An 11,893-nucleotide genomic window follows, 5' to 3' on the forward strand; every position below is an offset into this window, starting at 1 on the left:
CCCTATGCCACTGCTCGATGCCCTCAACAGCCAGCACGAACGGGCCGCCATCGAGCTGCAGCGGCTCGCCGCCGACGATGCCCTGCGCCTGGCGGAAGTGGCCTTCAACACCCACGACGGCCTGCTGGTGATGGATCACCAGGGGATCATCCTCAAGGTCAACCGCTCTTTTGGTCGCATCACCGGCTTTAGCGATGATGCGATGATCGGCCAGCATATCATCAAGCTGCGGCCCACCTATTACGGCGATCACCTGAAAGAGGATGTCAGACGGGCGGTCGATGAGCAGGAGTTCTGGATGGGCGAGGAGCGTTGCCTGCACCAGGATGGTCATCTGTTCCCGGTTCGGCTGATGGTGAGCGGCGTCAAGGATGAGCACGGTGAGCTCAGCCATTACGTCTGCAGCTTTTACGACATCACCCAAGAGAAAGACGCCGCCCGCCACATAGAGCAGCTCGCCTATTACGACGATCTGTGCGGCCTCTACAACAGGCGCAGCCTCAACGACATCATGCAGCGTACCCTGCAGGCACCCAGTGGTCAGTGGGGTGCCCTGTTGCTGGTGGATCTGGACAACTTCAAATCGATCAACGACTCCCTCGGCCACGCCTGCGGCGATCTGCTGCTGCAAGCCGTGGTAGAGCGGCTCAAGGGGCTGCCCCAGGACAACCTAGTGCTGGCCCGCATTTCAGGAGACGAGTTCGCCCTGCTGTTCACCGCCCTGGGTCAGGGCTATGTCACCGCCAAGATCCTGGCCGAGCACTTCGCCCGCGAGCTGATGGGGCTGTTTCGCACCCCGTTCGACATCGAGGATCACAAGCTGCACTGCAGCGCCTCTGTGGGGATCAGCCTCTTCTCCAACGAAGATCAGGATCATCTGGTGCTGATGCAGCAGGCCGATACCGCCACTCACATGGCCAAGCGCTCCGGCCAGAGCAACTATGTGTTCTTCAGCGAGGCCATGGCCCAGAAAGAGAAGAGCAAGCTGGCCCTCAACAACCAGCTGCGCGATGCCCTGCGCAACCATGAGCTGCAGCTTTACTACCAGCCGCAATACAGGGTCGACAACGGCAGTTTGTCAGGGATAGAGGCGCTGCTACGCTGGCAGCGCAGCGACGGCACCATGGTGCCGCCGGGAGACTTCATCCCCATCGCCGAGGAGACCAGCCTCATCCAGGACATAGGCTACTGGGTGATGAAGACCGCCTGCGCCCAGTACAGCTTCTGGCTCAACCGCGGTTTTGCCATTCCTCACCTGTCGGTCAACGTCAGCGCCCGCCAGTTCCACACCGCAGGATTTGTGCAGCAGGTGGAGTACATATTGCGCGACACAGGTGTGCCCCCCTCCCGTCTGCTGCTGGAGGTGACCGAATCCGTGGTGCTGGAGAACCGGCTGGAGAGCATCGCCAGGATGCGGCAACTCAAGGAACTCGGCCTCTTGCTCTCCATCGATGACTTTGGTACCGGCTACTCGTCGCTCGCCTACCTGCGGGATCTGCCGGCGGACGAAGTGAAGCTCGACCGAAGCTTCATTCAGACCCTGGTGCACAGCGAACAGGACAAGGCCATCGTCAAGGCGATCCTGGATCTGGCCAAGGTTTTCCGCTTTACCGTGACCGCCGAAGGGGTGGAGGATGAGGCACAGCTCGCCATCCTCAAAGCGCTGGGATGCCAGCATTATCAAGGCTTCCTGACCAGTAAGCCACTCACGGTCAGGGCCCTGGAAAGCCTGCTGGGTTCGCCCCTGCCGGGCTAAACAGGTAGGATTTATAGGGCTTTATGTAATAAAATAACGACCTGCTCGAATCGTTGGAGTTGTCTATGTCTGTCATTAATCGGATCCCTGCTGTCAACACCAGCGGTGCGGTCGCTGAAACCAGCGAGTCCGGGATCATTGGCCGGATCCATTCCGTTGAAACCTGCGGCACTGTCGATGGCCCCGGGATACGGTTTATCGTGTTCATGCAAGGCTGCCTGATGCGCTGCAAGTACTGCCACAACCGGGACACCTGGGACACCCAGGGTGGCCGTGAAGTGACGGTGCAGGAGTTGATGAGCGACATCACCAGCTATCGCCACTTCATGAATGCCTCTGGCGGTGGCGTGACCGCCTCGGGTGGCGAAGCCATGTTGCAACAAAACTTCATCGCCGACCTGTTCGCCGCCTGCAAAGAGAAAGGCATACACACCTGTCTCGATACCAATGGCTTCGTGCGTCACTACGACGAGCAGCTCGACAAGGTGCTCGACAACACGGATCTGGTGCTGCTCGACATCAAGCAGATCAATGACGAGAAGCACATACCGCTCACCCACGTCAGCAACAAGTACACCCTGGAGTTCGCCCGCTATCTGGCCACCAAGGGCAAGACCATGTGGATCCGCTACGTGGTGGTGCCGACCTGGTCAGACGATGACGAAAGCGCCGAAGGGCTGGGTCAGTTTATCGCCGAGCTGGGTGATTGCGTCGAGAAGGTTGAGCTGCTGCCCTACCACGAGCTGGGCAAGCACAAGTGGGACGTACTGGGTGAGAACTATGATCTGAACGGGATCAAGCCCCCCAGCAAGGAGACCATGGACCGAGTTCAGGGCATCCTCAGCAAGTATCACAAACACGTCAAATACTGATTGTTAAAGCAGGGCTGGCAGGGAATACGCCAGCCCTTGTTATTGTTATCCCTCACCCCTGCTCGCTCAGTACGCCATCACATGACAAGGACATGCCATGAGTGAAGGACAAGCCGCAGCCCTCCTGCTCTGGCTATTGCTGCTTATATTCAGCCTGCGCGGCCCCCTGCTGCGAACCCTGCTTGCCCAACCACTCTATCAACACCTCTGCCTGGGTGGCGCCATCGCGCTGGTCCCACTCTGGGTCTTGCGTGCCGGCCTGCACGAGGGGCTGGAGGTGCACTTTCTCGGCCTCACCAGCCTGACCCTGTTGCTGGGGTGGCGCCTTGCCCTGCTCGCTCCCTGCCTGACACTGCTGATCCTCGGCTACTTCGATGTCATCGAGCTCGCCGACATCGGCTGGCATGCACTGATCGGCGTCGCTCTGCCCGTGGCCTCCAGCTGGTTGCTGTTTCTGGCCAGCTGGGCCTGGTTGCCCCGCCACCTGTTCGTCTACCTGTTCGTGGTCGCCTTCGGCGGCGGCGCCCTCAGTATCTCGGTCAAGGTGGTCGCCAGCGCCCTGCTGATGGACATGAGTGGCACCTATCCGTGGCACACCATCAGTGCAGACTACCTCTCCATCTGGCCACTGCTGCTCTTCCCCGAAGCCCTGCTCAACGGCATGACAATGACACTGCTCGCCATCTACCGCCCCCACTGGGTCAACACCTTCTTCGAGCGGGAGTACCTGGGGCGCTGACCCCTACGCCATGCTTGTCTGTCCATGACTCAACCCGCATGGGCAGACAAAAAGCCCCTGACGAGCAGGGGCTTGGCAACCAGAAGAGACGCAAGCGTTAAAAACGGTAGTCGATATGAAGTGAGTGAGTATCCAGACTTGGGTTGGACTCATACATGTTGGCGTTGGACATGTGCTCATACTGATAGCCAATCAGCCAGTTGCGGGTGATTGCATAGCCCAGACCAATACCGGTGGCAAACTGGAAGGGGCCGCCGTAATCCTTGAAGCCATTGCCACGATGACCAAATTCATGATCCGCCAGCCATAACACCTCTGCCGGGAGCCAGACCACCCAGTTACCCCACAGGCATTCGGCGCGAGCCCCCGTGCCCAGCCGAGCCGTTCTCTCATCCTCCACCTCCAGCATGCCCCCTCGCACACCGAGACCAAACTGGCAGCCTGAATCCCCCCAACGCCAGAACATATGATGAAGTTTCACGTCAGCCGTAAAGATGTCGAGCTTCTCGCTCTCGGCAGGTGTACCTAATTGCAGTGCAACAATATTGTCATTGGCGATTGCCCCTGAACTCGCGACCAACGAAGCCAGCAGTCCCGAGAGCAAGAGAGTATTAGCGTCCATATCCCCTCCTACATCCTTGTTATCTATGGTGCCGTCCGAACGGGCACATATGAGGATATGTCAGTGGGATGGACGCTTGTCAACGCGATGGATAAAACTAAAAAAATCATCATTTAAGAATAAATAGTCTAGCAATGATGAGGTGTTGGCGTTTAATTCAGGAAAACTAACAACAAGAGATCATTGTTTAACCACAAAGACCCATGAAAAATCATTAATCATAACTACACGTAAAATGCAATAAATTAACATCACAAAAACAAGATAAATTAACGGCGCTTGTTTGAGCTGGCGGCAGCTTCATTAATCAGCTTATCGTCACGCATAGTCATACGTTCTGTGCATATTTAACCAAAAAAGACATAAAACATTACATAACAATGCGTTATGGGTTGAAATTGGCATTAATAAGTGACTAGCTATCGTGTGTCGACCAAATTGCGTCTGACATGTTGACTCAATTGCGACTGATAGGTACCATGCGCCACAAATAAAAATAAGCATGACGTGCGTCACATAATGGCGCTATATGCACGGGTTGGTTGCTTACCTTTGTAAGTTGAATTCTGTTTGCTTTTTGAGCAAGTAGTCCCTCGCTATCACCCTCAATTTATTCATTCTCATTACAGATCGCTTTTTGGTTCGGGAATATGTCATTACCGTGCGGTAGCTATGCCTAAAAAGCACCAGCGAAACACATTTTGACAACAAACGTAAAACCAAAAACATTCAACACACACTAATGATCAGGTATTCACCATGAGCGCTCGCCTGTCACCAAAAAGTTCGTAATAGAGTCCCCCCTTCATCCATATACCGACATAAAGATTAAAAATTGATCACCCCTATTCTATCAAATCAGCATCGGACCTCATGGGCGGTGCTCAAGGATGTCACCTTCGGCTTGCTGATGCGGGAGCTCAAGACCCGTTTTGGCAACTACCGCATGGGCTACACATGGGCCGTGCTCGACCCTCTTTTCGCGATTTCTGTGTTCTGTTTCATATTCGGCATGCGCCAGCGCAATGGCTTTGGCGGGGTCGAAGCACCAGTTTTTATCGCGGCTGGCTACCTTCCTTTTCTGATGTTTCAAAACATGGCCAGCCAGCTGCAGTCCGCAGTTAGTGCTAACAAAGGGCTGTTCTGCTATCGGCAGGTAACTCCCTTTGCCACCCTGTTCTCTCGTTTCTTGCTGGAAACCCTGATCGGCGTACTGGTGGCCTTTGTGCTGATCTTGGGGCTGATGTGGTTCGGTTTCGATGCCATGCCAACAGATCCATTGGCCGTACTGACAGGATATGGCCTGCTGATGCTCTTCTCTTTTGCGCTGGGAACCTTGTTCTGTATCGCCACGTCCCTCTCTGAGGAGGCGCGCAAGCTGATACCCATTCTGATGCGCCCCATGATGTGGATCTCGGCGGTCTTCTTCCCGCTGGCGGCCGTGCCACAAAATTTCCAGCATCTGCTGCTGTGGAACCCAGTGGTGCACGCGCTTGAACTTATCCGCTCGGGCTGGATTGCCGGTTTTCAGACACAGGGGGGCAGTTGGTCGTATCTGGCGGGCATCACCCTGGTGCTGCTGACCTTTGCGATGAGTGCCTATCGCCTCAGCCATCGACGACTCATAGCAAGCTGACAACATGATCACTCTGGATAACGTCTCAAAATATTACCCGACCAAGTTTGGCCGCCATTACGTGTTAAGAAATGTGAGCTTTACCCTGCCGGGGATCGCAATATTGGCATTTTGGGGGCAAACGGCGCGGGCAAGTCGACTCTGCTTCGCCTGCTGGGCGGCATGGACATGCCCAACAAGGGCAAGGTGATCCGCCACAGCCGGGTCTCCTGGCCACTGGCCCTGAGCGGCGGCTTTCAGGGCAGCATGTCGGGGCGTGAAAATACCCGCTTCGTCTGCCGCATTCATGGGGTACACGACACGGCCGAGGTCGAAGAGTGGGTAAAAGCATTCTCTGAGATTGGCCAGCACTATGAGTTGCCCATCAAGGGGTATTCGAGCGGGATGAAATCCAAATTCTCCTTTGCCGTCAGCATGGCCTTTGATTTTGATATCTATCTGACCGACGAGATCACCTCGGTGGGGGATGCCAGATTCAGACAGAAATGCATCGATGTCTTCACCCAAAAACGGGAAACCGCCAGCCTTATCATGGTCTCTCACGACATGAAAACCCTGCGCCAACAGTGCGACATGGGCATAGTGCTGCAAAACGGGCAGTTGACCCTGCATGACGACATCGAAGAAGCCATCGCCATCTATCAAACGCTCTAATGTTTCCTTTAAGTCTTTCCACGGATATTTATGACCAAAGCCAATTTGACCGCCCTGCTTGAGCGCAAGCTGCGTAAATTCAAGCGCGACCCCAAGCTGTTTCTTATCGATTCCAAGGGGTATCAGGTTGCCCACCACTCCTGGAAAAAGGCCATCAAGCTTGGCAGCTTTCTCTGGGTCGTGGTCTGCTTCAGCCTGGCCACCCTCTATTACGGCGCCATTGCCAGCGATCGCTATGTCAGTCAGGCGAGCCTTATCATCAAGCAGGCCGATCAACTCAAGATGCTGCCGGATGCCCTCTCCATGCTGGGGCTGGGGGGCAGTAATCATCAGGATGTGCTGGTGATCCAGGACTACCTCAAATCCTGGGATATGCTCAACACCCTGGATAACGCACTGCAACTAAAACAACACTTTCAAAGCGACAGTGCCGATATGTTCTCGCGCCTGCCGGCAGATGCCACCCGCGAAGAGTTTCTGGCATTTTATCGGGATCACCTCACCGTCAGCCTGGATGAGCTCTCCGGGGTATTGACCGTCAGCCTGCAAGCCTTCGAGCCTGACTATGCCAAACAGGTTGTTAGCCTGATGCTCAAAGAGAGCGAAGGTTTTATCAACCGGTTGAGCCGTCAGGTGGCGATGGAGCAACTCAAATTCGTGGAAACCGAAGTGGCCCGCTCACACGAGCGGCTGTTGGGGGAGCAGGCAAAGATGCTGGCCTTCCAGAACCAGCACCAGCTGATGAGCCCTGAGGCCACCAGTACCGCCATGATGGGGGTGGTGTCTGAGCTTGAAGCAGAACTGGTGCGCCAGGATGCCGAACTGAAACGACTGCAAATCTACATGAACCCCAATGCCCCTGACGTGGTCGCGGTCAAAGACAGGGTCGATGCCCTCACCCGCCAGCTGGCACAAGAGAAGAAGCGCCTGACCGGCAGCGAGAAGCAATCCCTCAACGAGGTCAATGCCGACTATCAGGCGGTACAGGTACAAACCCAGCTGGCGGCCGATGTCTACAAGACAGGTCTGGTCAGCATGGAGCAGGCCCGCGTCGAGGCCTATCGCAAACTGAAGCACTTGCTGGTGGTGAGCCAACCCACTCAGGCCGAAGAGGCCGAATATCCCCGTCGTCTCTACAATCTGGCCACCATTGGCGTTCTGCTTTGCCTTTTCTACGGTCTGATCGTGATGGGTCTTGCCACCTTGCGCGAACATCAGGACTGACAGGAGTATGTCGTTGAATACCTTCTTTACCAGACCATTGAATCTCAAGCCAAGCATGCTGGCACTGAGCCTGAGCTTGCTGCTCCAACCCGCTTATGCCCTGGAAATCTCCCAGGAAGGGGCCCCGGTGCGCAAGGTCATCACGGATACCCAGACCCGGGATCCTGTGTTTGGCAACTGGCTGTTTCGCGGTGAGTTTGCCCGTGAATCCTTCAACGGCTTCAACCCGGATTACCGCATCGCCATCGGCGATCGCCTGCAGGTGCAGTTGTGGGGGGGGGTCGAGTTTGATCAAGCCCTGACGGTCGACCAACAGGGCAATATCTTCCTGCCCAAGGTGGGCCCCATCAAGGTGGCCGGGGTACGCAACGAACAACTGAACGACACCCTGCTCGGGGCCGTCACCACCGTCTATCAGAAGAACGTCAGCGTGTACGCCACGCTGGACGTGAGCCAGCCGGTCAAGATCTTCGTGACCGGCTTTGTCAAACAGCCGGGCCTGTTTGCCGGTCAGTCTGGCGACTCCATTCTCTACTTCCTCGACAAGGCTGGCGGTATCGCCCCCGAGCGCGGTAGCTATCTGGATGTGGCCCTCAAGCGCAATGGCCAGACCCTACGCCACTACAACCTCTACCAGTTCCTGGTCAATGGCACCCTGCTGCCAACCCAGCTGCGCGATGGCGACATCATAGTGGTGGCGCCGCTGCGCTATCAGGCCACGGTGCGCGGCAAGGTGGCGAATGCCAACAAGTTCGAGCTGAGCAAACCCCATGTCACCCTGGCCGAGCTGATGCAGATGGCCAACCCCGATCCCGATGCCACTCATATTCGGGTGAGCCGTAATCAGGGCGAAGATATTCGCATGGATTACTACCCCATCAATAACGCCCAACTGGCCAAAAACATGGTCAGCTCGGGCGACACCGTGGAAGTGATCGCCGACAAACGCTATGCCTCCATCGCAGTGCGGGTCGAAGGGGAACACGACAGTGCGCAGGAGTATGTGCTCAAGTACGGTGCCCGTCTCGGCGACATCCTCAACGGCCTGAAACTGACCCAGGATGCGGACCTGAGCGCCATCCAGCTCTATCGTGACTCGGTCAAGGTGCGCCAGAAAGAGATGTTGAACTCCTCCCTCAAGGCGCTGGAGGCCAGTATTTTGACCGCCCGCTCCTCTTCCGAGGGGGAAGCCAAGCTGCGCAACAGCGAAGCCCAACTGCTGATGCAGTGGGTTGAGCGTGCCAAAGACATTGAACCCAACGGGCAGGTTGTGTTGGCCAATGGCACCAATATGGAAGATGTGCGACTCGAACCGGGCGATATCATCCGTATTCCGCGCCAGACCAACCTCATCATGGTGCACGGCGATGTCATGTTCCCGAACGCCATCCTGATGGACAACAAACGTACCGTGGCCGATTACATCAATCTGGCCGGCGGCTTTACCCAGAAAGCCAGCAACTCCCGTATTTTGTTGCTGCATCGTGATGGCACCTTCAGCCAGATCGAGAAGAGCGATCTGGAAAATAAAGAGATCACCATCAAGCCGGGTGACGAGATCTTCGTCCTGCCGCAGGTCGATACCAAGTCGCTGCAGATCACCAAGGATATTACCGAGGTGCTCTATCAAATCGCCATTTCGGCCAGAGCCTTGGTACTACTTTAGTGCCAATGGGCTTCATCAGAAAATGATGAGGCCCATTTAGAATGACACGTTTCCAATAGATATATTTTTATCTCATAAGAGCTGTATTGAGTCACAAGCGGCCATAAATACATTCTTCATAAGCAGAACTATGATGCTTCACGCACAACTGGGATAAAGAAAATGCTTAATAATCAACAAACCGTAGATATTCGTGACTTCTATGATGAAGTACCTTTTGAGGGCGACATACTAGAAAGTATCAAGCAGACCTTTAAACAACAAGGGAATACTCTAGTTTCTCTTGCCGCTGAATTTAATCGAGCCCAATATAAATTGGCTCTCTCTTTGATGATCCAATGCAAAGGGCACGTTATTATCTGCGGTATGGGGAAATCCGGCCATGTCGGTCGTAAAATATCGGCCACGCTGGCTTCAACAGGTACTCCAAGTTTCTTCGTTCATCCCGCTGAAGCATTTCATGGCGATCTGGGGATGATAACACCTGATGATGTTGTCGTATTAATATCGAACAGCGGTGAAACAGATGAGGTGCTAAAGTTGATTCCTTCCCTGAAAAATTTCAGCAATCGTATCATTGCTATCACAGGTGGCGCCCAATCTACTCTGGCAAAGAACGCAGACGCAGTACTAGAGATCAGAATGAACGGTGAGTCCTGCCCCAACAATCTTGCGCCAACGACATCCACAACCTTGACCATGGCCATAGGTGATGCACTTGCATCAGCTCTGATGAACAAGCGTCATTTTATGCCTAATGACTTCGCCAAATTTCATCCTGGTGGTAGCTTGGGTCGCCGCCTGCTTACTCGCCTTAAAGATATCATGAGCACTAAGTTAACCACAGTGGCCCCCGACTTGGCGCTCAAAGAAGTCATTGTGGATATGACAAAAGACCAACACGGAATTGCATTGGTGATGAACAAGAGTTCACTGGTTGGGGTCATAACTGACGGTGATTTACGTCGAGCCATGCTCCGCCAAGATTTCGACCTAAATACTTTCAAAGCCAAAGACATCATGAGTTTGAGCCCTGTCACTGCAACCCATAACGCCATGTTAAACGATGCTGAAGAATTGATGCGTGAGCATCAGATAAAACAGTTACTGGTTGTAAATGACAAAAACACACCCATCGGAATAATTGATTTTTTTCACTAAAAATATTTAGTGCTATAGTTCCATAGAAACCAGGATCTAAAAATAGATTTTAATAAAAAATCACAAAAAATAAATTAATTGTTATTTTTCTCTGTATCGAAAGTCATTTTCGAAATGGTAATAAACACAGATACTTTAAAGCCCCCGCAGCTCCTCAATAACACTTTATCTCTATCGAAATAATGTGGAATGAATGGAAATGCTAAGTTCCTAAATAAATAACAACCATAACATTGCTATATCTACAATAATTTTTACCATGTAAAGATATGACATAGCTTTAATTTAAAGGTCAGTGGAGATCTTCAATGCCCATTACAATTAACCATGTAATGTCAACAGAACAAAAAAGTAAAATTTTCGACGACATCCTTAATTATTTCACAAAACACTCTCCAACGGATATACAACACTATGAGTCAGTAAGACCATTGGAAGGTACCTTAATTCGTCACTATCATCGCCCACAGGTTGAGAAATCGCTAATTGCTCCATGCGTTGTCACTGTACATCATGACCTAGAAGAATCTGATGATTGGTTATCGATAGATAAGTTCCTGCCAAGATATAGAGAAGCTAACATTGTTATATGTCTGAATACAATTCAGAAAGATATTCTTGCATCTCATGACATTTATAATACTGTTGTGATCCCACACGGATACAATTCAAGATTAATAAAGCCAAATTTAAATTCACCACGACACAGGAATGGTAAAATTCAAATAGGAATAATCTCTCGTCGGTATCCAAGAAAGGTAAAAGGGGAAGCTTACATTCTAGAACTATTAAAGAGGTTAGATCCCGAGCATTTTTCATTTGTTCTAATTGGTGGTGATCGACTTATAACTTCAAAATATTTACAAAAAATGGGCTTTGAATCAACATGTTTTGAAAATGCGCCATATTCAGTAATAGCTGATGCATATCAAACAATCGACTTATTATTGATGACCAGTCGCTATGAAGGAGGTCCAGCAAATATACCTGAGGCTGTTGCTGCTGCAGTTCCTATCTACTGCAATCCAATTGGCATGGCCAAAGACTTCGTTTTACATGATGTTAATGGTCGTCACTTATCTATGGATGTTGATTTTGATTTCAAATCACACTTCAAGCCATTAATTGATAGTGAATTATTAAATAATTTAAAAAATGGTGCTATTAATAATAAAAACATGGCCATCACTTGGCAAAACTCCATAGATTTAAATTGTAATGAATATAAATCCATAATCAAGCAGATCATGAATGCCTTTGGGGAGTAAAAATGAGAGTGCTATTCTCGGACAATCTTCATTTAAATAATAAAAATTTCGCTTCATTACTTAACTATCTGAACCAAGTAGGAGCAACAATTACTCGCCCTAGCTTTAGCAATGATAGTATTTGTCGATTCGGTGATTATTCTCAGTGGCCAAGTATAGTTACTATGAGTGATGAACTATCAGCACTATCAGCTGATGAACTAATTTATATTAAGTTTAAAGGAATAAACCTCTTTGATATTTCTCGTGCCGAACTAATGTCAAAGTGTTCGACAAAAGAGCATTGGATCAATTC

The 11,893-nt window shown here is 51.8% G+C and carries 10 protein-coding genes and 1 pseudogene; 10 read left to right on the forward strand and 1 reads right to left on the reverse strand.

Translation table 11 applies throughout. The annotated features are described in order from the left end of the window. The 3 genes from AAC083_RS05755 to AAC083_RS05765 all read left to right on the forward strand — a co-directional run. The coding region (locus AAC083_RS05755; RefSeq protein ID WP_146181593.1) for a putative bifunctional diguanylate cyclase/phosphodiesterase at positions 1-1,756 on the forward strand (1,756 nt) is incomplete at its 5' end. 65 nt (positions 1,757-1,821) lie between these two features. Then, the gene (pflA, locus tag AAC083_RS05760) at positions 1,822-2,628 is read left to right on the forward strand and encodes a pyruvate formate lyase 1-activating protein (protein ID WP_084204556.1); all 807 of its coding nucleotides are present in this window, start codon (positions 1,822-1,824) and stop codon (positions 2,626-2,628) included. A 97-nt stretch (positions 2,629-2,725) separates the two neighbouring features. Continuing rightward, the gene (locus AAC083_RS05765) at positions 2,726-3,367 is read left to right on the forward strand and encodes an energy-coupling factor ABC transporter permease (RefSeq protein ID WP_108536070.1); all 642 of its coding nucleotides are present in this window, start codon (positions 2,726-2,728) and stop codon (positions 3,365-3,367) included. 97 nt (positions 3,368-3,464) lie between these two features. On the opposite strand, the gene AAC083_RS05770 is transcribed toward AAC083_RS05765, so the two are convergent. Beyond that, positions 3,465-3,989, reverse strand: coding sequence for an acyloxyacyl hydrolase (locus AAC083_RS05770; protein WP_108536071.1), 525 nt, complete (start codon positions 3,987-3,989; stop codon positions 3,465-3,467). A gap of 835 nt (positions 3,990-4,824) precedes the next feature. Here AAC083_RS05770 and AAC083_RS05775 point away from each other — a divergent pair. From AAC083_RS05775 to AAC083_RS05805, 7 genes and pseudogenes are all read left to right on the forward strand, one after another. Then, positions 4,825-5,625 carry an ABC transporter permease gene (locus tag AAC083_RS05775; RefSeq protein WP_108536072.1) on the forward strand — a complete coding sequence of 267 codons (801 nt, stop codon included), beginning with the start codon at positions 4,825-4,827 and terminating at the stop codon, positions 5,623-5,625. Between the two features lie 4 nt (positions 5,626-5,629). Beyond that, positions 5,630-6,279, forward strand: a pseudogene (locus AAC083_RS05780) (ABC transporter ATP-binding protein). Between the two features lie 30 nt (positions 6,280-6,309). Continuing rightward, positions 6,310-7,503, forward strand: a complete 1,194-nt coding sequence (locus AAC083_RS05785) for a sugar transporter (RefSeq protein WP_108536073.1) — start codon at positions 6,310-6,312, stop codon at positions 7,501-7,503. Between the two features lie 37 nt (positions 7,504-7,540). Beyond that, on the forward strand, positions 7,541-9,169 hold the full coding sequence (locus AAC083_RS05790) for a polysaccharide biosynthesis/export family protein (protein WP_108536076.1): 1,629 nt from the start codon (positions 7,541-7,543) through the stop codon (positions 9,167-9,169). A 162-nt stretch (positions 9,170-9,331) separates the two neighbouring features. Continuing rightward, positions 9,332-10,330 (forward strand): KpsF/GutQ family sugar-phosphate isomerase, encoded by a 999-nt coding sequence (locus AAC083_RS05795; RefSeq protein WP_108536074.1) that lies wholly within the window; start codon positions 9,332-9,334, stop codon positions 10,328-10,330. Positions 10,331-10,638: 308 nt separating this feature from the next. After that, entirely contained in the window at positions 10,639-11,598 is a 960-nt protein-coding gene (locus AAC083_RS05800; protein ID WP_108536075.1) for a glycosyltransferase, read from the forward strand. A 2-nt stretch (positions 11,599-11,600) separates the two neighbouring features. Beyond that, a partial coding sequence (locus AAC083_RS05805) for a hypothetical protein (protein WP_219927864.1) occupies positions 11,601-11,893 on the forward strand: 293 nt, incomplete at its 3' end.

This window comes from Aeromonas sp. HMWF014 (genome assembly GCF_963878295.1).
Lineage (GTDB): Bacteria > Pseudomonadota > Gammaproteobacteria > Enterobacterales > Aeromonadaceae > Aeromonas > Aeromonas popoffii.

Coding starts and splice junctions, on each gene's coding strand:
- AAC083_RS05795 (WP_108536074.1), top strand. CDS start 9,332: ATGCTTAATAATCAACAAACCGTAGATATTCGTGACTTCTATGATGAA.
- pflA (WP_084204556.1), top strand. CDS start 1,822: ATGTCTGTCATTAATCGGATCCCTGCTGTCAACACCAGCGGTGCGGTC.
- AAC083_RS05770 (WP_108536071.1), bottom strand. CDS start 3,989: ATGGACGCTAATACTCTCTTGCTCTCGGGACTGCTGGCTTCGTTGGTC.
- AAC083_RS05785 (WP_108536073.1), top strand. CDS start 6,310: ATGACCAAAGCCAATTTGACCGCCCTGCTTGAGCGCAAGCTGCGTAAA.
- AAC083_RS05765 (WP_108536070.1), top strand. CDS start 2,726: ATGAGTGAAGGACAAGCCGCAGCCCTCCTGCTCTGGCTATTGCTGCTT.
- AAC083_RS05800 (WP_108536075.1), top strand. CDS start 10,639: ATGCCCATTACAATTAACCATGTAATGTCAACAGAACAAAAAAGTAAA.